We start from the raw sequence: 26,910 nt of genomic DNA, 5'->3' as shown, positions 1-26,910 counted from the left end.
ATGGCAAACCTCACACCAGAACTTTCTCCACAACTACAAGCCGCTTTGTCACGGCTAAACGATATTGTGGTGCCGCCACCTGTCGGTTGGTGGCCTATTTCTGATTCACTCATTGCGCTATTTATCGGGATAGGCGGCATCTTGATCGGTTCGACCTGGTACTTTCTAAATCAACGCAAACAAAACCAATATCGCCGTCAGGCACAGTCCCTGTTCGACAATGCCATCGCTCAATCCGATGACCCGAGACGCCAACTGCAAATCGCCAACCAATTATTGAAACAAGTAGCTATCACCAGCTATGGGCGTAAACAAGTGGCTGCACTGACAGGTCAGGATTGGATTTATTTCCTCAAACAAAATGCTTCCTACGTGCAACAGCCGGATGGTTTAGAGGCGTGCTTCGCTTCGCTTTACAATCCAAATCAACCGCTTGAACCTCAGGATATCCAGCAAACGCTGGACTATGTGAAACACTGGATCAAAGGGCATCACAAATGAACCTGGATTGGCTAGACTTTTTCGATAGCTTCAGTTTCCTGTGGGCATGGATGCTGGCATTCCTGCCATTGCCATGGATTATCCGCCTGATTCTGCCACCAGCTTCTCAAAAGCAGTTACCACTATTCGCCCCGCACTTGATGGCAAGACTCTCAAAATCTGCTAGGTTGCCCTCCCTGGAGGCCAATGGCCAACAGCGTCGAATTCCGTGGTTATTTGTGCTGCTATGGCTGTTCTTGGTTCTAGCCGCCATGCGCCCGGTTTGGTTTTTGACTCCGGCCGCCTTCACTCAGACCGGTAAAGACATGATGCTGGCTGTCGATTTGTCCGGCAGTATGGAAAAGAATGACATGACCTTGAACGGTCGACCTGTCGATCGCCTTACATCGGTGAAAACTGTAGTGTCGCAATTCATCAAAAAACGTCAAGGCGACCGCATGGGCTTGGTAGTTTTCGGCACACAAGCTTTCTTGCAAAGTCCACTGACTTATGACCTGAAAACGGTCGAATCCCTGTTGAACGAAACCGAAATCGGCATGGCAGGCAACAACACCGCCATCGGTGATGCTATTGGTATCACCCTAAAACATTTACGTCAGGCGAATCAGAAAAACGCGGTGATGATTCTATTGACCGACGGCTCCAATACCGCTGGTACGGTACAACCGATTGATGCTGCCAAACAAGCGAAAAAAATGGGGCTGAAAATCTACACCATTGGCATCGGTCAATCGCAGGAAAGCGCGATGAATGTCTTCTTCGGTGGTAGCGATATGGATTTGGCCACTCTGAAAAATATTGCCAAAATCACCGGAGGTAAATTCTTCTATGCTGCCGATACGGACAAACTCAATGAGGTTTACGCTAGCATCGACAAGCTGGAGTCGACCCCTCATTTACTACACCAGTACCGCATGCGTGAAGAACTGTTTGTCTGGCCTTTAGGTCTGGCGCTATTGCTGAGTCTATTGATGGTTGCACATCGACTTTACCGCTCGCCCATGCAGCACTCCGCTACGACCAATACCCCCGACAACGCTGAAAGTGCTCAAGGAGGTCAATCGTGAACGCCACGCAAATGACCTTCCATTTCCTACGCCCGGAATGGCTGCTGGTATTGTTGCCTGCCGCTTGGTTAGGTTGGAAACTTTGGCAACGCAGAAGTGAGCAAAGTAGCTGGCAGGAAATTATCAACCCGAGCTTCAAACCCATCTTGCTTGGTAAATCTGCAGAAAATGCTGACAAACCCTGGGAAGTGGTTGGCTTGATGGCGATTTGGTTTAGTGCCATCATCGCATTATCTGGTCCAACATGGGAACAGGTTAAGGTCCCCGCGGAAAAATCGACTGAGGGTACCGTTATTTTGCAGGATCTGTCACTTTCCATGTTGGCCGACGACCTGAAACCGAATCGCATCACCCGCACGCAATACAAACTCATCGACTTGCTCAAACAACATCCAGAAATGGCAAGCGGCATGGTGGTGTACGCGGGCACAGCGCATACTCTGGCACCGATTTCCGACGACAACGAAACCCTACTCTCGCTGATTCCACATTTGAACCCGACCATGATGCCAAAATACGGTTCTAACGCTGTTGAGGGTGTGAAGCAGGCACTCAGCCTCTTCAATGGCGCGCATGTGAAGCATGGTCACTTGATTTGGGTGATGGACGATATCGAAGCCAAAGAAGTCCCTGAAGTGATTTCCTTAATCAAACATGCCGATGTCAGCGTCAGTATTCTCATCAGTGGTACGCCCGATGGCGGCCCGATTCCGGTGCCGAATTATGGCCTGTTAAAAGATGACTCCGGCAAAATCATCATGGCAAAAATCCCAGTGGAACAAATTCAGAAATTGGCACAATCTCTGGGTGCTCGCGTTACGCTGATGCAAAACTCGGATGACGACCTCTCTGTGCTGTTGCCGCCCTTCCTGAACCAATTACCGACTCAGCAGGCAAAAGATAAGCAAACACCACCGAAATCCTTCGTTGCCTGGCTGGATAAGGGCGTATATCTGCTGTATTTGTTGATTCCGTTGGCAGCATTGGCTTACCGTCGAGGCTGGTTATTTAGCGTTTCCATCAGCGGCTTACTGGCTGCTTGGCTACTGGCTGCCGGCAGTGCTTACTCTCCTTCAAGCTATGCCGCCGAACCAATCGATAAAAACAGGCATGAAGATGCCAGTGTACATTTCACTGATGTTTTCAAATCTCCCGATCAGCAAGGCTACGAAAAATGGCGACAAAAAGATTATGAAACCGCGGCCGACCGCTTTGAAAGCCCAGCATGGAAAGGCGCAAGCTACTACAAAGCCGGAGATTACCAAGAGGCGCTCAAGCAGTTCAAACTGGATCCATCTCCACAAGGTCACTACAACCAAGGCAATGCCTATGCTCACCTTGGAAAGCTGGAAAAGGCCAAAGAGCAATATGAATCTGCCTTAAAGTCGCGCCCAGATTGGCAACAAGCTAAGCAAAATCTACAATTGGTTGATAACCTGTTAAAGCAAAAAAATCAGCATCAGAAGGATGCTTCATCACAATCGCAAGCTCAGGATAATCAACAGAGTAACCAACAAAGCAAACAAAAGGGTTTCGGTGGCAATCAACCGCAAAAACAAGGACAAGAAAATTCCAATGCGAATCAGTCCGGTAAGTCAGATGCCAAAAACGACTTGAATCAACCCGTACAACCTAAGTCACAGCAAACGCCTTCAGACCATAAGGATCAACAAAACAAACAAGCCAATGCACAAAAAGCTGCCGAAAAAGAAAAACAGAACAGCAAACAAGACAACCAAGAGTCAAACGATCAAGGCAAACAGCAAAAAAATAAACCGTCTGATGCCAGCAAGAAAAATGGACAAACCGGTCAACAGGCAACAGAAATGTCACAGGTGAACGCAGACAAAAATCAACAGAGTTTGGCGCAAAAAAAGACGTCGCCAACGCGACTTTCTGATCAAATGGACGGCAAGACATCTGCACAATCCGGCAAAAAACTGACAGAAGAAGAGCAGGCGGAAAAAGCTTGGTTGAACCAGATTCCTGACCAGCCGGGACTTTTCCTAAAACGAAAATTTGAATACCAATATCAGTTACAACACCAAAATGCCGATGAGGCACAAGAGCCCGACAAATCATGGTAAAAATCAATAATGAGACAAATGGTGAAACGATGGCAATGAGATTTGTGCAACCTTACTCGAACATGGCTGCCAGAATGTTACTGGCCGTCGCGGTTTTAATGACACTGTTCACGTTGAATGCCTATGCGTCGGACAAAACCCTTTCCGTCTCGACAGACCGCCAAAAAGTGGAAATGGGCGATGTAATGGATTTGGTGGTGCAAACCAATTTCCAGACCTTTGATGACTTGGATTTGTCGCCGTTAAAAGACCAGTTCAAAGTCTTGGGCACCCAACGCTCGACGAATGTCAGCATCGTCAACGGCAATTACCAAGCGCTGACACGTTGGGACATCAGCATCACGCCAAAACAAATCGGGGAACTGATGATTCCCCCTCTGACCGTGGATGGCATTGACAGCCAGCCTTACAAACTCTCTGTTTCGCCTATGACGCAAGCGGGCAAACAAGGTGTGAGCTTCTTGGAATCCTCCATCAGCACCCACAAAGCCTACGTTCAACAACAAGTCATCTACACCCTGAAATACTACCATTTGGGGCGCTTTATCGATGGCAGCATTCGTCCGCCTATTTTCAAAGATGCCATCAACAAACAACTCAAAAATCAGGTCAATTATCAAAAAGACATCAACGGTCAACGCTATGAAGTCTATGAATGGAGCTGGGCGTTTTATCCTCAGAAAAGCGGCACTTTGACCATTCCGCCTGAGCAGTTCGACGGTAGGTTGCAATATCGCGGCGCCATCAAGATGATTCGTAACAACAGCAAGCCGATTACCCTGACAATCATGCCGCAAAATGCAAATTACCCTAAAGACAAAACCTGGTTACCAACGCCAAACCTGACATTGACGCAAGATTGGCAGATGCCTAACTCACTTCGAGTGGGCGACTCCATCACGCGAACCATCCGCTTGCAGGCACAAAACCTGATGTCGTCACAGTTGCCGGACATCAGCTTGGAAGACCAGGCGGGCTTCCATGTCTATCCGGATGACCCAAAACTATCGGATCAGGAAGTTGATTCAGGCATCAACTCCGCTAAAACCGTCAAGATGGCAATCGTACCTTTGGAAGCAGGCAAAATCACCCTACCGTCCATCACCATCAATTGGTGGAACACGCAAACTGAGAAAATGGAAACGGCAACTCTGCCAGCAAAAACACTGGATGTACTGCCGGCTCTGAAACCGCGGACCAATCTAACGCCACTGACACCACAAAACAAGCCGGTTAATCAGGAAGTTTCACATGAAACCAGCGATAAGGTTTTAGGCACTGCGCGGCTTTGGCAGGGAATCACCGCTGCGTTTGCACTGCTCTGGTTAATGACCGCTGTGCTTTACTGGCGTGAACGCCAGAAGAAAGTTTCTGTAGGACCGAATCTAATGACTTCTATGGATGGCACTGGACAATCCGCCAACGCTCAACGCCTGCACCCAAGCCTGGAACACATCTGTACACTGAGTATGGAGGGAAATGCTAAAGGTGTCTATCAAGCTTTTAATCAATGGTCTCAGGAGTTCCCAGTTAAAGCACAGGCCTTCCTCGCCATTAACGAAAACGCTTCATTGTTGAATCGCTTGAAGGGACATTTGTTCCATCAGGAAGCTTTAGACAAAAACCTATTGCCGAGCTTCTGTCAGGCACTAAAAGCATCAGAAAATCAACAAACGAAAGAATCGAAACAGCAGGAAGGTCGACAGCTGGATCCGATTTACCCTGAATAGGGACGTAAGAATCGATAAAATCTGCCAGGTTGGGGTCAACGCTCTTATTGCCGTCACCCCAACCTGGTAGATATTCTTAAAGATAAATATCCAACAACAACGCACCCAAGTGTAGCCAAGCAACCAATGCAATCCCTTTAATCGTCTGGTCTTTTTGCTTGAATTTGGCATAGATAGCACCCAACACCAATCCGAAAAGGAAGACTGCCAACGATGACTCGAATTGCGTGTAGATATTGGTGTGAATACCCATAAACAGCAACGCGCTTAACAAGACAATCATCGCGGGTTTAAAACGCGGCCACAGCAACTCGAAGAATGCGTAACGCACGATCAATTCTTCTGCCACAGCAGTGGAGAGCATCAACATGAAAATGCCGATACCCAACCCCGGTTGGTACCATTCCAACACAATCGATACCAAAATCAAACCGACAAAATTCAACGCGATAAACCAACAATCATTGGAGCCTCTACGCAAGAAAATCGCTCCGGCGGCTATCATGAAGACGGTCAGAATCAACGGCCAGTTGATGATAATCGGTTGCCCGATAAACTGACTGTCGAGCTTGATAGCTTCAAACGCGTGTAGTTTGGTAATAATTAAAACGATAAACAACAATGCAAAAATGTTCTTTGCATTCAGCGTTTTTTGAATCATGTTCTTTCCTTCCATAGACATACTGATGATAAGTTACTCGTTAGTGTCGGCATTGTCGAAATGGCCGTCGGCAATTTTCTGCACTTCTGGATAGTTGGTTTTCCCCGTACCCAGTACTGGGATTTCTTCTACCAGAATAACGGTCTTCGGAATCATGATTTCCGACACTTCAGCAACTCTCGCCGCTTCTTTCACGGTATGGCGACTGAGACTTTCGTCATTGGTGACCAAAATCAATTGCTCACCTTTCCTCACATCGGCCACGGCGACCACCACATGGTGCCCTTCCGGGCTAGCGCAGTTGATATAGTTTTCCACCGCCGCCAGTGAGATCATCTCGCCACCAATTTTCGCAAAACGTTTAGCGCGCCCTTTGATAGAGACAAAACCGTCTTCATCGATGTCAGCAATGTCTCCGGTGTCATGCCAGCCATCTTTCGGTTCAATCAGCTTCCCAGGTTGATCCGGCAGCAGATAGCCCTTCATGATATTAGGGCCTTTCACCACCAAACGACCGCCATGCTCAATACCATCGACCGGATCCAAGCGATACTCAATCCCCGGCACCAACTGCCCGATAGTGCCATGCTTGAATTTCTGCGGGATGTTGACGGCAACCACTGGTGCGGTTTCGGTCACACCGTAGCCTTCGAAAATCGGGGTGTGGAATTTATCCAGGTATAGCTGAAGTGTTTCCGGACGCAACTTCTCGGCACCGGCCACCAATGCGCGAATACTGTAAAAATCATACGGATCGGCCTTTTTCGCATAGCCATTGAAAAAAGTATCGGTCGCAAACAGGAACTTAGCGTTCAACTGATACACCATTTCCGGAATCACTGCATAATGTAGCGGCGACGGGTACATAAAGACGCTAGCGCCCTTTAATACTGGCCAAAGTGTCCCTGCCGTCAACCCAAAGCTGTGAAAAGTCGGCAAAGCGTTGAAGATTTTCTCACCTGGTAACAGCGTCAGTACTGCGGAAATCTGCTCGACATTACTGTTGATGTTCTTATGCGATAGCACCACACCCTTCGGCGCGCCTTCCGAACCGGAAGTAAATAACACCGCCGCTTCTTCTTCATGATTCAACGCATAACCCGGTAAGGATTTCGCATTACTCCACAATAAGCTCAATTTATCGGCTAAGCTGATTTCGCCACGAATATCTTCCAAGTAAAGAAAAGTTATTTGATCTGAAAGGCTCTCAACCAAGGGTGCAAGCTGAAAGCCTTCTACAAACTTGTGAGAAGTGATGACTGTTTTTAGCTCTGCCGTTTCACAAGCAGACTTGATTGGCCCTAAGCCCGCAGTGAAATTCAACATTGCCGGCACATGTGCATAGGCTTGTAGCGCAAAGAAAGTAGTCGGTAGCCCGACGACATTCGGCAACAGCACACCCACACGCTTTTGTTCTCCTAAATGCTCATGCAACTTCTTACCGAGCACCCTGCTCGCTGCCAGCAGTTTTTTCAACGTCAAAGTGGTCTGATTGAAGTCTTCCAAGCATATTTCTGAGGCATCGTAGGTGTTTCTAGCATTCACCAACGCCTTAAAGAGAGATTGCGGCTCAAATTCACCATAGAAGCTGGCATCTTTCAAAATATTGAAAATGCGGTCTTTGAAATATTCGTGTTTTCGCGTGCCTTTGTAGCCTTTTGGCAGTTCAAGCTTGATGCCCGGCTGAATCGCCAGTTGAATCTTCGGGAACCACTGACGTTTCACATAAGCAAAGTGCTGACCGTCCAAATAGGACAACTTACTTTTATCCGCACCGGAAATATGAATCGGCAGGATCGTTGCATTGCCCTTGGTAGCGACCATTGCGGTCCCTTCATAAACCTTCATCAAGCTCCCGGTAGTGGTGATGCGCCCTTCCGGGAAAATCATGCAGTGGGTGCCGTTTTTCAACTCTTGAATAACACGTTTGGTGGCGTAGGGATTGTGAAACTCAACCTTGAAGTGATCAACAAAGCTTAACAGGAATCGCTCATACCATTTTTTGGTGTGTTCTTCGGCAATCATGAAGGCCGTTTTTCCCGGTAGGAAGCTGGCGATCAATAAGCCATCCAACAAAGAAGTATGGTTGGCGATAATCAACATCGGCTCACCACTCTTATCCAGAGTGTGATAATTTTCTATCCCCTTTACCTTGACGCGAAAGAACACCAAAAGAAGCAATTTCACCAGCAACTTCATCTATATTTCCCTATTTCTGTTTACACCAATTTTCTTATTTTTATCCGAAGCCTTTGTCGTCATCTATCAGGAGCTTCTACAATCAATTTTTTTGAACGCCATGACACCCAAGCTACCGCGACCAAATTCAACGCCGCTATGGTCATCAAAATCGACACCAAGGACCAATCATAGGCATAGAGCAACATGATCCACAAGGAAGATGCCACCATGAAAATCGCATTCAGAATATTGTTGGCGGCTACCATTCGTGAACGCTTACCTTCCGGCGTTTGAATCTGCAACAACGTATAAAGTGGGACAATGTAGGTACCGCCCAACATAGCAATCAATCCCATTAATAACAGCACAATGTCATGAACTGGATTGTTCAAGAATTCAGGCAACGTCAGCAAATTGTCCTGATGAGAAGAGGATTGCATCAGAACATTAGACAACAGCATCACCAAAGTGATGCCCAGCAACGGTAGCACCAACCAACGCAGTTGACGAATGCTATGAATTTCTAATTTGACCTGATTGACCAGCCAGGCGCCGAGTCCGATGCCAACGGAAAATAGGGTCAAAAATAACAGTACCACGGAATCGTTAGCACCGAGGACTTCTTTCACCAACACTGGCATCTGGCTCAAATAGGTTGCCCCCAAAAACCAAAACCAGGAAATGGCCAATACTGCAAAAAAGGCCTGTGGGAACTGGCGGGCATGACCAATTTCTTGCCCAATGGCTTTAAACAGGTTCCACTCCAAACGCACCGGTTCAGGTTGCTCATCGACCGATGGTACCTTCAAACTGACAAGGTAACCCGCCAACGCAATCAAAATAACCGCAAGTGAGACCCACTCGAGTCCTCCATCAGTCAAGACCATCCAACCACCGAATAGCATCCCCAACAGGATGGCGATAAAGGTTGAACCACTGAACCAACCATTGCCCTTCAAAAGCTCCGATTCCGACAAATATTCAGGCAAAATCGCATATTTTATCGGCCCGAAAAATGCGGATTGCGCGCCCATAAAAAACAAAACGCCCAATAACAAATGCACATCCTGAGTCCAGAAAGCGAAAGCGGCGGTCAACATAATCAAGACTTCTGCCAGTTTGATTTTTCGAATCAAAACCACCTTATCATTACTGTCGGCAAGCTGACCAGCAAACGCGGAAAACAGAAAAAACGGTAGGATGAATAAACCCGCTGCCAGCGTGATGAACAAACCTGCTTCATTGGGGGTCTTTGCCAACTTGAAAGTGATGAGCATCACTAAGGCATTCTTGAAGACATTATCATTGAAGGCACCAAAAAATTGGACGCAAAAGAGTGGGAAAAATCGTTTTTCGAAAAAGAATGACCGTGTCACAACATCTAACCTTGGTAAAACCAGTGTGTAAATTTCAGAAACCGTAAGTTTAATCGACTTTTAACAAAACCCCTAATGAATTGCCTAGGCCGACGGCGGATTATAACAAGTTGATTTATCAGCAGGTTCATTCTTATTTATAGGGCAAATCATTTTGATAATGGTGCGCCATAATTAAAATCATAAGTAAAATTAAGTGATTTTTAAAAATAAAAAGTGTAATATTCACTACACTTTTATAAAAAAACAATTTTTTTGCATGGTTATTAGCATTAGGCATCGTGTTATCTTCCCCCTAATCGTTAAGAGCTTACTGGCTCTGGGGTTAAACATGTCTAGTACAACGAGCTATGCGGGACCACTCATCAACGACCAATCCAGCCAGTTCATCTTCAATTTAGATAACGATATTCTTTTTGGCACAGATAGCGAATATACTGCTGGTACGCATCTGATCTGGACAGAACACAAAATGGACTTTAACGAGTGGTTATTCAATCCATTTTTTAAGCCTTTGCGTAGTAACCTGTCTCCCAAAACAGATCAAATCGACCAGTTCATGTTGGCAACGGAAATCTTCACTTTAAGGGTCGACAATGGCTCACAAGTCAAACCACTTGCCAATACTGGTTGGAGCTATGTTAACTTCCGTCATGTAGAAGCCTACCAAGGTCAGCAGTTGGGTATGGAGTTGAATTTGGGGTGGATTGGACCGGGTAGTGGCGGAGAAGAAATTCAAAATGGTGTGCACAAGCTAATCGGCAACAAAAATGAAGATGGCTGGAACCACCAATACCCGGATCAACCGACTATCAACTTCCATGTCAGTTTACAGAATGATATTGATGCTTTGACCCGGAATGGCTTTAAAAGCTTTTATACTATAAGCAGTCAACTGGGTACTTTAAGCACTAATGTCGGTGGTGGTTTGGGCGCCAGCTATGCTGACAATTGCGCCCCAAACTTTTTCGACAACCAACTCAACACCATCAAATTCAACAAAGGATGGGGTTGGTTTGTTTACTCAACCGTCAACATTGATTATGAAATCTATAATCGCCTGACAGATGGGCGTTTACTCACTGACGACAAGCCTATCGTCAACCGACGACATTTCTGGCCGCTATTTGATGTCGGCATCGGCTTTACCTATAACCAATTCAGCTTGAACTACAGTACCAAATCGACTCCTCAGTATTATGATGATCAGCCGGAAAAACGTTTCCGTTATTCCAGCTTAAACTTCCATTGGGGATTCTAATTCCCCATCACCTACGCTGCGTTGTCTGTATCAATACCCGAGTGCCTTAACAGGGCATCAACACTCGGCTCACGTCCGCGGAAATTCTTGAATAACGTCATCGGATGAACTGAACCCCCGGCAGCCAAAATCGTGTTCTTGAACTTGGCGCCCGCATTAGGATTCAAGATGCCCTGTTCCTCGAACAGACCAAATGCATCTGAAGACAGGACTTCCGCCCACTTGTAACTAAAATAACCTGCCGCATAACCACCAGCGAAAATATGGCTGAAACTCTGGGCAAAACGGTTATATTCCGGTGGTTGGATGACTGCAATTTCATCACGAATTTCCTGCGCCAATTGCAGAATTTCCTTCGGCTCATTCGGGTCATAATCGGTATGCGCAATGAAATCGAACAGACTGAACTCCAACTGGCGTAACATCATCATTGCCGATTGGAAGCCGCGGCTTTTCTGCAAGGCATGCAACAAGTCATCCGGCAAATGCGCGCCCGTTTCCACATGCGAAGTCATCAAATCCAAGCTTTCACGATGCCAGCAGAAGTTCTCCATAAACTGAGATGGCAACTCAACAGCATCCCATGGCACACCGTTAATACCGGAAATATCAAAGTGACTCATTTCCGTTAGCATGTGATGCAAACCATGACCAAATTCATGGAAAAGCGTTGTCACCTCATCATGAGTCAAACAAGCTGGTTTGTCAGCAACTGGCGGCGTAAAGTTACACACCAAATAAGCTACCGGCGTCTGAATCGTTCCAGAAGGGGTTTTCCAACGACTGATGGCCGAATCCATCCAAGCGCCCCCGCGTTTGTTTTCACGCGCATACACGTCCAAATAAAAAGCCGCAACAACCTGACCCCCTTCCATCACTTCATAGAAGCGAACATCTGGGTGCCAAGTTTCTACCCCTGCTTTCAGCTGTACTTTTACCCCGAATAACGTCTCGGTGATTTCAAACAGACCTTTCAATACGGTTTCCACCGGGAAATAAGGCCTAAGGGCTTCTTGCGATAAAGACAGGGTTTCGTTCTTGTACTTCTCGGAATAATAGCTGACATCCCAAGGCTGAAAATCTGCCAGGTTGGGGTCTAGCGCCTCTGCGAAAATCTTCAATTTCGCCAACTCGACTTCTGCTTGTTGTTTGGATTGTTTTGCCAAATCACGAATAAACCCCGTCACCTGCTCACTCGACTCCGCCATTTTGGTCGCTAATGACAACTCACCAAAATGCTCAAAACCAAGCAACTGAGACTTTTGATGTCTGAGCGCTAAAATCTCGCGAATCAAATCCGAATTGTCATATTGAGGATCATCCGCCAACTCGGAAGCACGCGTCGCAAAAGCACGATAAACCTCTTCTCTCAAGGAGCGATTATCGGCATAGGTCATCACCGCCAAATAAGACGGAAAATCCAGTGTTACCACCCAACCGGAATAGTCCTTGCCATCTTTTTCACTGCGTTGTTGCGCCAACTGCTTCAATAGCCCCATTGAGGTTTCAGGCAGACCGGATAAATCGGATTCGTCAGTAATGTGTTTTGACCACGCCTGTGTACTTTTTAAGACATTGTTGCTGAACTGGCTGCTCAACTGAGAAAGCTTCTGGGAAATGGTTTTGTATTCCTGTTGGTTTTCCGGTGGCAAATCGATACCAGACAAACGGAAATCGCGCAATGCGTTTTCCACTACCTTCTTCTGCGCCAAGGAATAATCTTTGTATTCTTCAGATTCGGCAAGTGTCTCGAATTTATCAAATAACCCTTTGTTTTGCCCCATCTGCGCATAATAATCAGTGATAGGCGCCAAACACTCATTATAGGCCTCATGCCAAGTATCGTTGTTCTTGACCGCATCCAGATGGCTTACCGGCCCCCAAACACGCTCCAAACGACTGCTCAATGCCTCCAAAGGCTCGACAAAATTCTGCCAGGTTGGGGGCTCTGCCTTATTCACCAGTGCTTCAACGGTTGCCAGATTTTCCTTTAACAGCGTTTCTACCGCCGCTTTGATGTGTTCCACATGAAACGCGTTGAATTGAGGTAGCCCTTCAATTGATAACAGAGGATTGGTTGAAACGTCGGAATGCTGCATGGTGTTCGCCCTTATTTTTCGACTTTATTAGAATCTGTATTGGTTAACTCAAATTATAGTGCATCCCTGTCCTGTTGAAAATTTTTGACAAATTTAACTAAATAGTTAAACTAATCAGTTAATAATATTCAACAATTTGGCAAAATCATGACAGAGATCTCCATAAAAGCCGCAAAGAAGCGTTCAAAAACCGCATTAACAATACAGCAAGCCGCAACGGAATTGTTTGCAGAAAAAGGCTATGACGGCACCATCATGGATGAGTTGGCGGAAATAACTGGCGCAAATAAAGCCAGTATTTACTATCACTTCCAGAACAAAGAAAACCTTTATGCCGTCTGCTTGGAAGATTTGTTTGCCACGGTCGCCGAAGCCGTTATTCAACAAGTGGATTGTGCTGACAGTGCGGAGAAGAAGCTGTGGTCATTTGTTCAGACCTTTGCATTACAAACTCAAACCCATAGACAGATGCCCGCGGTATTAATGCGGGAAATTGCATCTGGCGGCATTCACATGCCTGTTGCCGCAAGACAACAGATGCAGCGCCTGTTACAAACTCTCAAAACCATTTTAATTGCTGGCGAACAGCAAGAGGTCTTTGCCCGTGTTGATCCTTTAACCACGCATTTCATGATTATCGGTAGTTTGTGTTTCTTTATTACCAGTAAACCGATGCGAGATGCCATTCAATCCGATAAACCGCTTGATCCAACGTTGGAAGAAGCAACTGATGAGATTTACCGCCTCATCAGCAACGCGCTGAAAATGCACTAATATTTTCAAAACTCAAGGGAGAGTTTGTTATGTTTAAAAAACCCTTAATCATCCTTATCGCGATGGCAAGTTGGCTGTCTTTTCACGCAGCCCATGCGGATAATCGAAGTGTTGTGTGGCTATCTGCCGATCAAAAATCTGCTTTCTTACAGGAAATGCGCGAATTCATGTCTGCCAGCCAACAAATTCTTGAAGCCAGTTTGGCTGACGATATGAATCGCGTAGAAAAAGCCGCCCGGGAAGTCGGCATCAAAATGATTAACAATACACCCGCTTCTCTCAAAGCAAAACTGCCTCCAGGTATGATGAAGCTGGGCCCTGCTACTCACAGAGGGTTTGAAGACATCGCCAATGAAGCCGAAACGTTAGGCGATAAAAATGAAATTCTGCATAAATTGGCGACCCTGCAAAAGAACTGCATTGCCTGCCATCAGGCCTACCAAATCAAAGTTGCAGCCCCCAAATCACTCAAACCCATCCAATAAAAAAGGGGGAAATGTCCCCCCTTCTATCTTGACTGCATCTGCCGGTTAGAAATTTTCTAATCGGTTGGAAAGCTGAAATTGAGAAATCGACTGTTCCAATTTCTCCGCCATTTCTTTCAAGCCATCCGCAGCACTCGCGGTTTGTTCAGACAGTGCCGCATTCTGCTGATTATCCGCATCAATTGACATCATGGAGGTGTTTACCTGCTTGATACCAATGCTCTGTTCAGCCGTTGCGTGGCTGATGTCGGCCACAACATCGTTCACTTCCTTGATGCTTAGATGAATTTTGTTCAAGAACTCCATCGAAGAATGCGTCAACTTGGTACCCGTATCAACCTTAGCAACCGAGTCTTCAATCAAGACTTTAATATCATGAGCTGCTGAAGTTGATTTACCCGCCAAGGTTCTCACTTCGGACGCCACAACGGCAAACCCTCGACCTTGCTCACCCGCTCTTGCCGCTTCTACCGCTGCGTTCAACGCCAACAAATTGGTTTGGAAAGCAATACTTTCAATCAGCTCGATAATAGCCGGAATACGTTGGCTCGATTCTGCAATTTCCATCATCGCACTTTGAAGCTGTTGCATGACGACACGCCCTTCTTCCGTCGTTTTGGCCGTCATTTCCGCTTTTTGTGCCGCGCTATGCGCATTCTCAGCATTTTGCGCCACCGCGGAATTCATCTGTTCCATAGTTGCCACAGTTTGCTCAAGTGCCGCTGCCTGGTTTTGTGTTCGATGCGATACATCTTCACTTCCCTGCGCGATTTCCTGAGCACTGTCATAAACCGACTGAACGTTCATACTTACTTGATGTAAAGCGATTTGGCTGGCTTGTGTCGCATCGTTCAAATCCTTCGCCAGAATTCCCAAATCTCCTGGATAACTTCCTTGAATCTGCTGAGTCAAATCACCTTGTGCCTGCGCTTCAACTACCTGTCTGATTTCAGAGAAGGCGCTCTGTAACGCATCAAGTGATGCATTGATATTATTTTGAAGATACTTCAGCTCACCTTTGGCTTCGGATTCGGAACGATGGTTGAAGTTACCATGCTTCATTTCACGCATGACTTGGTTGATTTCATTGATAATCAAATTCAATCCTGACATCGCCGATGCTAGGTTGGAAAGGATTTTCTGGAAGCCCCCTTGAATATCGCCATCTACCAGAATCTTGGTCTCAAAATCCCCTTTTTCAAGGTTTTCAAGCGCCGTACGAATAACATTCATGGTTTTTTCGATCATTTCCACCGAATTGTTCACGCCGGTTTTCAATGTCGCCAAATCACCGGAAAACTCTCCAGAAATCTTGTGTTGGAATTGCCCTTTTGAAATCTGGTCGACAACAAAGTTGATTTCTTTGAAGATCGCTGACAAGTCACCCGTCATTTCGTTGAATGCTTTCGCCATTTCACCGATTTCATCTTTAGACTTCAGTTCCACTTTCAATGAGAAATCACCGGTTTTACCGACCGTACGAATAAACTCAGAGATTTTCAAAATCGGCTTGGTAATACTATGACTTAAAGCAACACCAACCAAAACTAGGGCAATCAAAATGACGCCCGTGATAATCATGATCAACTTCATGTATTGCGTCAACGAGGCAAATGCTTCTTTTGTATTGATCTCTACGATCATCCCCCAATGCTTACCAAGAATATCGATAGGACCATAAGCCGACAGAACCGATTGGTTTAGGTAATTTGTGGTTTCCATCACCCCTTTTTGACCCTTAGTAGCATCTTTAACCTGAGGCGTTTTAATGATGTACTTGCTTGGATCACGGAACGCATTCACCACGCTGAAGTGAGAGATATCCAAATGCGGGTCCGAACGCAACAAACCGTCAGGTCCAACCAAATAGGATTCTCCAGTTTTACCCATGCCTGAACGAACGCTCATGACCTGAGTAATCTTGTCCAACGGCAGCTGGAATACCAATGTGCCTTGGCGCCCATCTTCATCAAAGATCGGCGTGGCGATAAAACTGCTCGGCGCATCATAGTAAGGCGTGTAAAGTGCGAAGTCCTCTAAATACACTTCACCTTTTTTCAACTTCTTCGCCATGCGGTATGCTTGTGCCAAACCTGAGTTTTTCCAAGGTCCTTTATTCAAGTCCGTTCCGAACTCCAGGTTTTTATAAACACTGTAGCCTACTCGTCCGTCATTACTGATAACGAAAATATCAAACAAACCGAAATTCTTAAGGTAACGGTTAAAGTAAGCATGGTTTAACGAATGGAAGTCTGAATAGGGTGATTCATCTTGTTTGGCGGTCAACATCTTGTTTTTTTGACCCAACGGAAAAGGATTGGATGCCAGATATAAATATTGTGCACTGATTGCAGAGGAGTCCATTTCTGCAAACAATTTATCCAAGTCAAGATCACTGTTCGGGTTATGTTTGCGGTACTCCTTGGCAAAATCTGTTTCCCAAAAATGTTTAACCGCTGCTTTCTGCTCGTCCCTCTTTACCGCCAGAAAGTCGACCATGTAGGCAAAATTGGGTGCAATATAACCTGCCATGCGTTGTACGCGACTGGTTGAGGACAAATTGACCAATTGTGCTTTTACTTGCTGGAAATAGTCGGTTAAGGCATGTTCTTTAAGATCTCTGACAGCTTCCAAATGACTATAGGTTGTTTTGGAGATTTCCTCTTTAGTCAAAAACCAAGAAATGGAAACCACCACCATAAGTGGTAAAATTCCTACAATCATTAAGTTCAGAATAATCTTATTCTTTAATTTCAACATCCTGTTTTCCTTATCCAAATTTTTGGCACACAATAGCAAAAAGCCGATAAGAGAATTTTTAACCTTTTATGAAAAAAGCCTTTTAAAACAGCTATACTTCAAATAAATTAGGGTTTTTACTTAGGTTTTTCGTTCCATGTGGAACATATTGGCTGTTTAGGATTTTATTTTTCTCTTTAAAGCAAATGAGAAGCGATATGAAAACATTTCAAACCTTATTGAAAATCACTACTCCAAAACGTGGCACTTACTCAATAACGGATAAAATAGAACAATGTGTTAAGGAATCTGGCATTCAAAGCGGTTTATGCCATGTTTTCTGCCAGCATACTTCTGCATCGCTGATCATCACCGAAAATGCCGATCCGACGGTCAGAGAAGATATTGAATATTGGATGCAAAAAACCATATTGGACGGTGACCCGGCCTATCGACATAATTATGAAGGCGATGATGATATGAGTGGTCATATCCGTAGCATGATCACCCAATCCAGCCAAACCTTACCGGTCTCAAATAACCGACTAAATCTTGGAACATGGCAGGGAATTTTCCTTTATGAGCACCGTACAGGAAGATTTGAACGTCGTTTGGTTGTCACCACACAAGGAGCGTAAAATGAGCGACACAGACAATACCGAGTTCATCGGAACAGAACACTTTGTACTAAAAGTCTATGGTAAGCATAACCTAATGTTTAAAACCAAGCACAAAGACCCTGATTACTTAAAAAAGGTCGGGGAAGAAATGATTTCTCAAAAAGACACAGACTACACGCATTATGAAGTGCATTTCAACTCAGAAGCCAATGAAGAAATGACCCATCCAGAAACCTTATTGCATATCACTCTGGACTAGCCCTTTCCTCATCACATTCAGGTGATTTAAAAAGCTAACCCAGTGCTTCCTCTTTCAGATGTGTCGGTTTCGCAATGAAGCGCAACCAGATAAAACCAAACAAGCCTGCAAACAGCGAAGCTAACAGAATCCCAACTTTTGCTTGAAGCAAGAAGGTTTCATTGCCCGGCCAAGCCAAGCCTGCGATGAAGATCGACATGGTGAAACCAATCCCGCCTAAGAAAGACACCCCCAATAACTGCGAATAGGTTGAATCTGACGGCAATCTGGCGATACCCAATTTAATCGCCAACACAGAAATACCGGCAATCCCGATCACCTTACCGGCAACCAATCCAACAATAACGCCAAGCGTGACCGGCTCAAAAACCATCTTTTCAATTTCAGCAAAATTAATCGCAATCCCAGCATTCGCCAGCGCAAACAGCGGTATGACAATTAAACTCACCGGCAAATGAAAGTCATGCTCCAAGCGGTTCAATGGTGCTTGCACCCCGTGAACCGTATGGGTTATTTCATGAAGCACCGGCTCCTGTTTCTCGTGCAATTGGAAGTTATCTTGAACATTGTAAGACTTGAATTTCTCTGTTAGATCCTTCATCTGAGTATCGAACACCTGAGGGTCAAATGAAGGCTTGGCAGGGATGGCCATCGCTGTCAAAATCCCTGCAATGGTCGCATGTACGCCTGATTCCAACATGGCAATCCACATAAAGCCACCGATAATGAAATAAGGCAAAGGCTTACGAATCCCGAAACGGTTGAATAAAATCAGAACCAAGAAAAATCCTAGTGCCGACATCAGAGGAATCATATGAATCTGCTCGGTGTAGAACAAAGCGATCACGATAACCGCCATCAAATCATCGACAATCGCCAGCGCGACCAAAAACGTGACCAATGCCGTTGGTACTCTTCTACCCAATAACACCAAAGCACTGATGGCAAAAGCAATATCGGTTGCCATCGGAATCCCCCAGCCATTTTCACTAGGCAACCCTTGGTTTATGCTGTAATAAAAAACTGCTGGCATAATGACACCACCCAGAGCCGCAACAATCGGTAGCATCGCATTGCGGACATCGGAAAGCTCACCTACCAGAATTTCTCGCTTGATTTCTAAGCCGATGACAAAGAAGAATAGCGCCATCAAGCCATCGTTAATCCAATGATGCAGGGAATGATCTATCTTGAAATCACCGATTCCAACCACAATATGGGTATGGAAAATATGTGCATAGGCATCCGCTAAAGGCGAGTTTGCCAAAATCAGCGCAACCACGGTCATAAACATCAGCACCAAACCGGTGGTGGTTTGTTGGTGCAAGAAACGCTCAAATGGCGTTGCGAAACGATTGAATACCTTTTCCCAAGGGGCGTACAACTTGTATTCTTTTAAACTCTGCATCTACTTTGATTAATCCCATTTATGACATCAATTCCTTATAATACACATAATTACAGCTTTTTAAAGGAATATAGATGAAGACCCTGTTCTCCGCATTTTTCGCTCTGATGCTGGTTTTTGTTCCGGGAATGGTGCTTGCCGCCGAAACACCAAATGATCTGGATTTAACGACTCACTGGGCGGGTTATCTGTCTTTGGGGATTTTTGTTGTTGCCTATCTACTGGTGATGACGGAAGAGTTCACCCAACTGCGAAAATCAAAGCCCGTGATTCTGGCTGCAGGTTTGATCTGGATGCTGATTGCCTATGTCATGCATACACATGGCTTTCCCAATGCGGCAGAAGAAGCTGTACGCCATAACATTCTCGAATATGCAGAACTGTTCTTATTCTTACTCGCAGCCATGACCTACATCAATGCGATGGAAGAACGCCATGTCTTCGACGCATTGAGAGGTTGGTTGGTGTCTAAAGGTTTCTCTTATCGCCAATTGTTCTGGATTACCGGTTTTCTGGCTTTCTTCATCTCTCCCGTTGCCGATAACCTGACCACAGCATTATTGATGGGTGCAGTTATCTTGGCAGTAGGCGTTAATTCAACGAAATTCGTAACACTTGGTTTTATCAACGTGGTTATCGCAGCGAATGCTGGCGGTGCATTCAGCCCATTTGGTGATATCACCACCCTGATGGTTTGGCAAAAAGGGCTACTACAATTCCACGAATTCTTTGATTTGTTCATTCCGGCTTTGGTGAACTTCGTGGTACCGGCAATTTTCATGTCACTTGCTTTGCCAAAAGAAAAACCTGATGCGCTTGAAGAAGTAATTAAGATGAAGCGTGGCGCCAAGCGCATCATCTTCTTGTTTTTCGCGACTATCGCCACAGCAGTGTCATTGCACAACTTCTTAGAATTACCGCCTGTACTGGGAATGATGACCGGTTTGGCTTACTTACAGTTCTTCGCTTTCTATTTGAAGAAAACCGGTGAATTGTCTTATGAGATGAATACCGGTAGCGATGGTTCCATCAAACATATCTCTCAGCCTGTCAGCTTTGATATCTTCAACAAAATCGCTCGTGCCGAATGGGATACGCTGTTGTTCTTCTTCGGCGTGATTCTAGCGGTTGGCGGATTGGGGACCATCGGCTACCTAACCATGGCTTCCGATGTGATGTACAACCAATGGGGTGCTACTGAGGCGAACATCACCGTCGGCTTCCTATCTGCGATTGTTGATAACATTCCCGTTATGTATGCAGTGCTAACCATGAATCCTAATATGGCAGACGGTCAATGGCTGCTGGTAACCCTTACCGCCGGTGTTGGGGGTTCTTTGCTGTCTATTGGGTCTGCCGCTGGTGTTGCACTGATGGGGCAATCAAAAGGCAAATATACCTTTATGGGGCACTTGAAGTGGATGCCTGCGATTCTTGTAGGCTATTTCGCCAGCGTATGGGTACACAGCCTAATTAATGCTAATTTATTCTAGAGCTTAGCAGTACTCAATGCGGTTTTTACCGCTGTGTTTTGCTTTCAATAACATTCGATCGCAAACATCTATAAAGTGCCTTGCAGAAGGCACTTTTTCCATCGTCGCAGGATGATAAGCTGCGATACCGATACTCGCAGTAATTTTCGTTGTTCTATGCATACCCAAATCAAATGGGTGGTTTTCTATCAGTTTGCGCAATCTCTCGGCAATACCGGATGCCACGTCGATACCTGCGCCGTCCAACAAAATCAAAAACTCCTCGCCTCCATAACGGAAAATCTTGTCTGATTCACGCACTACTTGTGAGAAAAGTTCACTGACTTCCTTCAACACATGATCTCCGGCCAAATGTCCATGACTGTCATTGATGAATTTAAAATCATCTAAATCCAACATGATGATTGCAACATTGCGTTTATCTGCAACCGACAGATTCAAGGCACTGTCTATGAGGGTTTCCATATCATGTCGAAGATAGAAATGGGTCAAAGGGTCTTTTTGTAACTCTTGAATAAAAGACATTTGAAATGCTAACCCTATACGGTTCGACAAATCCAATGCCATGCCATAAAACCGAGACAACAGGAAAACCGCCAAAGCATATTCCTTGCTTTTCACAAAAAATAGAAAGTTGTGACCCATGATGTGCTGCAATGAATGTAGCTTTTCCAACTCGATTCTTTCTTCGCCATTTAAGCAGGTATGGTTAGCCAACTGATCGGTCAAAGGACAAACTTCATAATCCATTTCGGGTAAAGGTGATTCCTCGTCCAGCAAATGACCAAGAATCTCCTTCAAACAAATAAGTGGTTGGTTCGCCAGTTCAGCATAGCTAGGGCGCAACAGCAGGTTGCGTTTTTCGACGGTTATCGCTATTTCATGTGCCATTTGCTGAATATAACTCTGAAAGTAGCCCTCGGCAGCAGCCATTTTTTGCAAACTAAGTCGTCTGAAAAGCTGATGATCCACCAACCAATGTTCGTTAAAATAGATGGGAATAAGCTGTTGAAGTTTGTGATAACCGGCATATAAATCTTCAAAGGGAAGGCCGATATTGATATGTATTTTGCCGATTTTCAATCCATTTTCATGGATGTCTTCATCAGACAGTTCAAGCAGTTCTAAGAAAGATTGACCTTGTTTTTGACGAATCAAATCCACGTCATAGCGCTCAAAAAACACGGCGTAGTGAGGTTCAGAAAGCAACTCCCGATAAAAATGTCGGAAAAGCTCATCAATGATTTTTTGCGTTGATTTTTCAGTCATAAAATCCGTCTAAGACCTCCTGAGCAACAGCGCTAAACTCCATAATACAAAAAATACCGTACCCCGATGTAAAATTACATTTATGGAAAATCAAAAAAATTTATCAAAATTGCTCCCTTCCATCTTCAAACAGGTTCAAAATAAACCTGTATTCACTCTGTATTAGACTTTGAAAGGGCTCTATGCAAATTCAAATCCGTCCATTCAAAACCCTTTTATTGCTACTGCTTTGGTCAAGCTTAGCTTTTGCTGTCGTGCCGGAAACTGCGATACCCTCTTCTGGAAAGGCTGCTTTGAATTGGTACGAGATGATTTTGCAACTGCTCGGCGGCCTGGCGATCTTCTTGTTCGGCCTAGACTTAATGGTGAAAGGCCTGCTATCGATAGCCGGCGGACGCATGAAAACCCTACTCGCCACTCTGACGACCAACCGTGTGATGGGCGCCCTATCCGGTACGCTGGTCACTGCCATAATCCAATCTTCATCCGTTACCAGTGTTCTGGTAATAGGATTTGTTGCCTCAGGCATGATGACGTTGATGCAGGCCGGAAGCATTATCATGGGCGCCAACCTCGGTACAACCATTACCGCTCAGATTGTCGCTTTCAAAATCTACAACTTAGCACTCATCATGGTTTTTGCCGGGTTTCTGATTCAGTTTATCAGCGAAACCCATGTCCGAAAAAATATCGGACAACTACTTTTAGGGCTAGGGTTGCTGTTTATCGGGATGAATTTGATGGGTGAAGGTATGTCTCCCCTCAAACACTACGAACCATTTCTCGAAACCTTAAAAGAACTCGACCATCCTCTTTTCGGCATACTCATCGGTCTCGCTTTTACCGCTTTGGTTCAATCTTCTTCCGCCACTATCGGGATAATCATTGTGATGGCAAACCAAGGGTTTTTGACGCTACCAACCGGGATTGCATTATCTATGGGAGCAGATATCGGTACTTGTATCACGGCGATTCTCGCAACGATTGGACAGTCTCGAGATGCGATAAGAGCTGCCCTCATTCATGTGATGTTCAATGTTTTCGGGGTCTTGTTATGGTTACCATTTATTGGTACTTTGGCGGCATTGGCCATCTATATTTCTCCAGAAGGCGGTAGCCACCTCAACGAGATGGCGAACTTAGCAGCTGATACCCCTCGCGAAATCGCGAATGCTAATACTCTGTTCAAGCTTTCCGCATTAATTCTTTTCTTACCGCTACTTACGGGGTTTGTCTGGCTGACCTATCGCCTGTTACCCATATTGGATGACGAAAAACAACAATCATTCGACCCAAAATATTTGGATGACAATTTCCTACAAACTCCTCAGTTGGCATTTGGTGCCGTTATTATGGAATTGAACGTGTTTCGGGAAAAATTGAACAACTTGTTCCAACACTTCATCAACAATAATTATCCGGTACAGTTGAATGCCCTTAAGTTTGAAGAAAAGGTGCTCAGACAACTTCGCCAATACCAACATCAAATACTGATTTATCTCAGCAAGGTTTCGAGGGCTGACCTTGATGAAAAACAACAGCAAAAATATGTTGAGTTGATTTCTGTGGTGAATATTCTGGAATCGGTGATGGAAACTATCGAAAATGGACTGTTAGATGCCCGTCATCAAACGTTCGAGTATCAACTTAAGGTAAGCCCTACCATGCAGGAATTAATGGGCAATATCACCAAAGAAGTGGTTAAATCTCTAAACAATGCACTGATGGCTTTGGATGACCAACAAAAAGAGAAGGCTTTGGAAGTCTTTTCTGCAAAATCCGCTATAGACGAAATGATTCAGATTGCACTTAAGCATCAGGTGAAACACATACAATCTGACGAATCCAGATTGGTCATTTTCCGAATGGAAATGCAAATCGTCGATGCCTTGAAACGGTTGCATACTCTGGCAAAACGTATTGCAAGATTACAAAACAAGGGATTGTCATCCCCTGCTCAAACCTAAAAGGATGTTTATGAAAAAGTTATGGATAGTCACCGGCCTGCTAGTTCTCGGCGGCTGCGCGCACAACCAACAGTTCGTCAAAAACCCTGGTCAAACCAATGATTCATTCAGAAATGATATGCTCTATTGTAAAGGTGAAGCCACTGGCGCATGGAATGACCGTAATGGTGTGTCAAAAATGAATATCTATAAGGGCGAGATGGGCGCCATTTCCTATGAAGACTGTATGCGTCAGCTAGGATATAAACAAGCCTACTAAAGGGTGTCGGATGCCAGCGCGGATTGAACTCTATCAGGAACTTCCGTTAAGAATTCCGGTTCGGCTTTACCAATGAAATACCCTTGTGCCATAGTGATACCACAGGCTTTAACCGCCTTGAGTACTTCTTCAGACTCGATGAACTCGGCGACGGTTTCAATGCCTACTGATCTGGCAAGCGTCACCGCGCTTTCCACAAAGGCGAAGTCAATTCGATCATTCAACATATTGCTGATGAACTCGCCTTCTATTTTCAAATAATCGATTGGGAAACGCTTCAGATAATGGAAAGACGAAAACCCAGAACCAAAATCATCAATTGCAAACATAAACCCTTCGAACTTCAGCTCTCTTACGAATTTTTCCAATAGGCTAATGTTTCTCACCGTTTCACGTTCGGTAATCTCCAACACAATACGATTCGGCGCGATTTCATATTCCCTGGCCAATTCTTTTACTTTATTGATGAATTCGTTCAGTATCAGCGCACGTGGGGAAATATTAATGAACATCAAACCTTGATAATTCTGCTCTTGCATCTTGATGAAGGCTTTCTTAATCAGCAGGTAATCCAGTTGATGTACAACCCCCATGCTTTCAGCAATATCGATAAACTCACTTGCCGAAATCAGTTCATCATCTTTGCGGATACGCATTAACAACTCATGAACCTGTATATCATCGTGATTACCAAAAGATAAAATCGGTTGAAAATGCGGTTCGATGCAATCTTCATCCGCCAGAGATTGCATGATGAAAGCACTTTTCTCGGTATTGCTGCGATAAAGATCTGCCAATTCGTTTTCATCAGGAAAGCAGAATTGATTTTTACCGTTTCGTTTCCCCTTGTACATCATATTATCGGACACGATAAACAAATCTTTGGCGTTCTCGGCGTGCTCAGGATAGTTCGCCAAGCCGATTGAACAAGTCAAGTGAACTCGCTCACCACTGGGATCGATTTCTTCAATCTGGTGAATTTCGTCCATCACACGTTGGGCAATCAAATGCGCTTGCTCAATATCAGTTTCCGGCAATAACACACAGAACTCATCACCACCATAGCGGCTGAACATATCTTCACTTCTAAGGGCTTCCTCAACCTTATAAGCCAAAGCCTGAAGCATCTGATCACCAAATGCATGTCCATAACGGTCATTGATAAGTTTGAAGTTGTCACAATCAATCATCATCAACGAAAAGTGATAATTGTTACGATCGGCACGCTGAATTTCGTAATCCAACAATTCGTGGAAAACACGACGGTTATACAAGTTAGTCAAAGGGTCACGCGTAGCGTAATACTCCAAATCATGAGTATATTTGTTGATGGCTTTGATTGAGCCGACAACATTGATTAAGGTCGTCAAAATACTTTCAATAACGATAGTGCGGGTTAAATCCTGATTGACTGCCTGCACCCCAATACCCACAACCCCCCCGATACGAGGCTTTTCAAGAATCAAACTCTTCGCTTGGGTTTCAATGTCTTCTTGAATACCATCCAACGTGACTTCTTCATTGGAAATGCTGTGATGGATGTCAATTTGTGGATTCAGTTTCAGAATCGGGTGTTCCAAAATCTGAGATTCAGCAATTTTTTCAAAATGCTTCTTCATCTCTTCTGAAGGCTTACCTGCCCAGAAAATCTCCATACCGAAACGTTCTTCATCATCCGTTCTGAACACCACAAATAGCCCATAAATAGGCAAAATTTTGGTGATTTCGATAATCAATTGATTTACATGTTCTTTCCAATCACGAACCACTTCTGAGGTGATGATAAACTTATCGAGTAATTTGATTTCAAATTCAAGAATGTCCCTATCAACAGCAACCGTTTGAAGTTTTTCCGAAAGCTTTTCAAACTCAACACCCAACATCTCGAATTCTTTAAAATCGTAAAAAATATCGGAGGATTGAATCTGTTTCAAATCACGAACTTTGTGAATGTTTTCAACCTTGGAGCGCAGTGAATCAATAACTTTCTCTAAGAAACTGTTCAATTTCAAACTGATTAAATAGGCAACAATAATCGGCAATGGCAGCAGGAAAAGAAAGAATAATAAGAAACGCTGGTTAGCCTCGGATAGCGTGTGAGACATGTCTTGCCGAAAGTGCATCACCCCTAAAACATCTCCGACCTTTGCCTGGGTATGACACACCAAGCATTTCTGCTCAGCTTTTAGCGGGAACCAGCTATCCAAAACCGTATCTTGAGTAGTCGACAGAGATTCTTTGCTTAAGAAAACTTGATCCAATCGCGCTTTGAAATGCGGTGAGAGGGATTGCTTTTGGGGGATGGCGCCGAATTGCTTGCTGACCACCTGGCTTCGAAAAATATCGATACTGATATCCGATAATTCATAAGTTTTTTGGGTCTTTTCAAGGAATTCATTTAGCTGCTTTCTCGTCCAACCTTCACTCATGATTTGATACATGTTGTCGAAAGTCAGTCTGGAAAAGGTCACCGCCGTACGATGATTGTTTTGGATAATCGAGTTTTCAAAAAGCTTTGAAGAAAAGTAATAAGAGCCGACAAAAATCAGCAAAGACGACGCAAGGGCGCCTAGCAAGATGATTTTTCGAATGCTCGGTTTTTTAAAATCCATTTTAAACGATGACTATTTTCAACTGATAATAATCAACATAGTGTAGTCAACCGTATTAACCA

The 26,910-nt window shown here is 44.7% G+C and carries 20 protein-coding genes; 12 read left to right on the top strand and 8 right to left on the bottom strand.

Annotated elements, in window-relative coordinates; translation table 11 throughout:
- Genes HVMH_RS00365 through HVMH_RS00350 form a run of 4 tightly spaced genes read left to right on the top strand, consistent with a single transcriptional unit; the run spans position 1 to position 5,385 of the window.
- The gene (locus HVMH_RS00365) at positions 1–501 is read left to right on the top strand and encodes a DUF4381 domain-containing protein (RefSeq protein ID WP_029911318.1); all 501 of its coding nucleotides are present in this window, start codon (positions 1–3) and stop codon (positions 499–501) included.
- Positions 498–1,568 (top strand): vWA domain-containing protein, encoded by a 1,071-nt coding sequence (locus tag HVMH_RS00360; RefSeq protein ID WP_029911319.1) that lies wholly within the window; start codon positions 498–500, stop codon positions 1,566–1,568. Before HVMH_RS00365 ends, HVMH_RS00360 begins: the two co-directional genes overlap by 4 nt.
- Positions 1,565–3,655, top strand: a complete 2,091-nt coding sequence (locus tag HVMH_RS00355) for a VWA domain-containing protein (protein ID WP_029911320.1) — start codon at positions 1,565–1,567, stop codon at positions 3,653–3,655. Before HVMH_RS00360 ends, HVMH_RS00355 begins: the two co-directional genes overlap by 4 nt.
- On the top strand, positions 3,649–5,385 hold the full coding sequence (locus tag HVMH_RS00350; RefSeq protein WP_029911323.1) for a BatD family protein: 1,737 nt from the start codon (positions 3,649–3,651) through the stop codon (positions 5,383–5,385). The genes HVMH_RS00355 and HVMH_RS00350 overlap by 7 nt, the downstream gene beginning before the upstream one ends.
- A gap of 76 nt (positions 5,386–5,461) precedes the next feature.
- Here the strand turns inward: HVMH_RS00350 and HVMH_RS00345 are convergent, their stop codons facing one another.
- Genes HVMH_RS00345 through HVMH_RS00335 form a run of 3 tightly spaced genes read right to left on the bottom strand, consistent with a single transcriptional unit; the run spans position 5,462 to position 9,603 of the window.
- Positions 5,462–6,046: a CPBP family intramembrane glutamic endopeptidase gene (locus HVMH_RS00345; protein WP_029911325.1), complete on the bottom strand. Its 585-nt coding sequence runs from the start codon at positions 6,044–6,046 to the stop codon at positions 5,462–5,464.
- 33 nt (positions 6,047–6,079) lie between these two features.
- Positions 6,080–8,245: an AMP-binding protein gene (locus tag HVMH_RS00340; RefSeq protein WP_029911330.1), complete on the bottom strand. Its 2,166-nt coding sequence runs from the start codon at positions 8,243–8,245 to the stop codon at positions 6,080–6,082.
- A gap of 59 nt (positions 8,246–8,304) precedes the next feature.
- Positions 8,305–9,603 carry an MFS transporter gene (locus tag HVMH_RS00335; RefSeq protein WP_162174188.1) on the bottom strand — a complete coding sequence of 433 codons (1,299 nt, stop codon included), beginning with the start codon at positions 9,601–9,603 and terminating at the stop codon, positions 8,305–8,307.
- A 331-nt stretch (positions 9,604–9,934) separates the two neighbouring features.
- Between HVMH_RS00335 and HVMH_RS00330 the strand changes: the two genes are divergently transcribed.
- Entirely contained in the window at positions 9,935–10,864 is a 930-nt protein-coding gene (locus tag HVMH_RS00330; protein ID WP_029911332.1) for a lipid A-modifier LpxR family protein, read from the top strand.
- Between the two features lie 11 nt (positions 10,865–10,875).
- Here the strand turns inward: HVMH_RS00330 and HVMH_RS00325 are convergent, their stop codons facing one another.
- The gene (locus HVMH_RS00325) at positions 10,876–12,963 is read right to left on the bottom strand and encodes a M3 family metallopeptidase (RefSeq protein WP_029911333.1); all 2,088 of its coding nucleotides are present in this window, start codon (positions 12,961–12,963) and stop codon (positions 10,876–10,878) included.
- Positions 12,964–13,110: 147 nt separating this feature from the next.
- On the opposite strand from HVMH_RS00325, the gene HVMH_RS00320 reads away from it, so the two are divergent.
- Together HVMH_RS00320 and HVMH_RS00315 are read left to right on the top strand one after the other, a co-directional pair.
- A complete protein-coding gene (locus tag HVMH_RS00320; protein ID WP_029911334.1) occupies positions 13,111–13,737 on the top strand; it encodes a TetR/AcrR family transcriptional regulator in 627 nt (208 codons plus the stop codon).
- A 29-nt stretch (positions 13,738–13,766) separates the two neighbouring features.
- Positions 13,767–14,222 carry a hypothetical protein gene (locus tag HVMH_RS00315; protein WP_051623064.1) on the top strand — a complete coding sequence of 152 codons (456 nt, stop codon included), beginning with the start codon at positions 13,767–13,769 and terminating at the stop codon, positions 14,220–14,222.
- 45 nt (positions 14,223–14,267) lie between these two features.
- Here the strand turns inward: HVMH_RS00315 and HVMH_RS00310 are convergent, their stop codons facing one another.
- Positions 14,268–16,982 carry a methyl-accepting chemotaxis protein gene (locus tag HVMH_RS00310; protein WP_051623065.1) on the bottom strand — a complete coding sequence of 905 codons (2,715 nt, stop codon included), beginning with the start codon at positions 16,980–16,982 and terminating at the stop codon, positions 14,268–14,270.
- A 197-nt stretch (positions 16,983–17,179) separates the two neighbouring features.
- Here HVMH_RS00310 and HVMH_RS00305 point away from each other — a divergent pair, with 197 nt between their 5' ends.
- On the top strand, positions 17,180–17,599 hold the full coding sequence (locus HVMH_RS00305) for a secondary thiamine-phosphate synthase enzyme YjbQ (RefSeq protein ID WP_029911339.1): 420 nt from the start codon (positions 17,180–17,182) through the stop codon (positions 17,597–17,599).
- A gap of 1 nt (position 17,600) precedes the next feature.
- Positions 17,601–17,840: a hypothetical protein gene (locus HVMH_RS00300; RefSeq protein ID WP_029911340.1), complete on the top strand. Its 240-nt coding sequence runs from the start codon at positions 17,601–17,603 to the stop codon at positions 17,838–17,840.
- 34 nt (positions 17,841–17,874) lie between these two features.
- On the opposite strand, the gene nhaA is transcribed toward HVMH_RS00300, so the two are convergent.
- A complete protein-coding gene (gene nhaA / locus HVMH_RS00295) occupies positions 17,875–19,248 on the bottom strand; it encodes a Na+/H+ antiporter NhaA (RefSeq protein WP_029911341.1) in 1,374 nt (457 codons plus the stop codon).
- Positions 19,249–19,322: 74 nt separating this feature from the next.
- Between nhaA and nhaD the strand changes: the two genes are divergently transcribed.
- Positions 19,323–20,741, top strand: coding sequence for a sodium:proton antiporter NhaD (gene nhaD, locus HVMH_RS00290; protein ID WP_029911342.1), 1,419 nt, complete (start codon positions 19,323–19,325; stop codon positions 20,739–20,741).
- Between the two features lie 3 nt (positions 20,742–20,744).
- Here nhaD and HVMH_RS00285 read toward each other — a convergent pair whose 3' ends face one another.
- A complete protein-coding gene (locus HVMH_RS00285; RefSeq protein WP_029911343.1) occupies positions 20,745–22,010 on the bottom strand; it encodes a GGDEF domain-containing protein in 1,266 nt (421 codons plus the stop codon).
- A gap of 182 nt (positions 22,011–22,192) precedes the next feature.
- On the opposite strand from HVMH_RS00285, the gene HVMH_RS00280 reads away from it, so the two are divergent.
- Complete coding sequence (locus HVMH_RS00280; protein WP_029911351.1) at positions 22,193–23,977, top strand: Na/Pi cotransporter family protein; 1,785 nt, start codon at positions 22,193–22,195, stop codon at positions 23,975–23,977.
- A gap of 10 nt (positions 23,978–23,987) precedes the next feature.
- Entirely contained in the window at positions 23,988–24,236 is a 249-nt protein-coding gene (locus HVMH_RS00275) for a hypothetical protein (protein WP_029911352.1), read from the top strand.
- Here HVMH_RS00275 and HVMH_RS00270 read toward each other — a convergent pair.
- Positions 24,233–26,848, bottom strand: a complete 2,616-nt coding sequence (locus tag HVMH_RS00270; RefSeq protein ID WP_051623066.1) for a putative bifunctional diguanylate cyclase/phosphodiesterase — start codon at positions 26,846–26,848, stop codon at positions 24,233–24,235. The two genes, HVMH_RS00275 and HVMH_RS00270, sit on opposite strands and share 4 nt — an antisense overlap.
- Positions 26,849–26,910 lie beyond the last annotated feature (62 nt).

Origin of the sequence: Hydrogenovibrio marinus, from assembly GCF_013340845.1 — a bacterium.
Lineage (GTDB): Bacteria > Pseudomonadota > Gammaproteobacteria > Thiomicrospirales > Thiomicrospiraceae > Hydrogenovibrio > Hydrogenovibrio marinus.
Note: the sequence above shows the minus strand (reverse complement) of the source record. Positions and strands in the feature narration are given on the sequence as shown.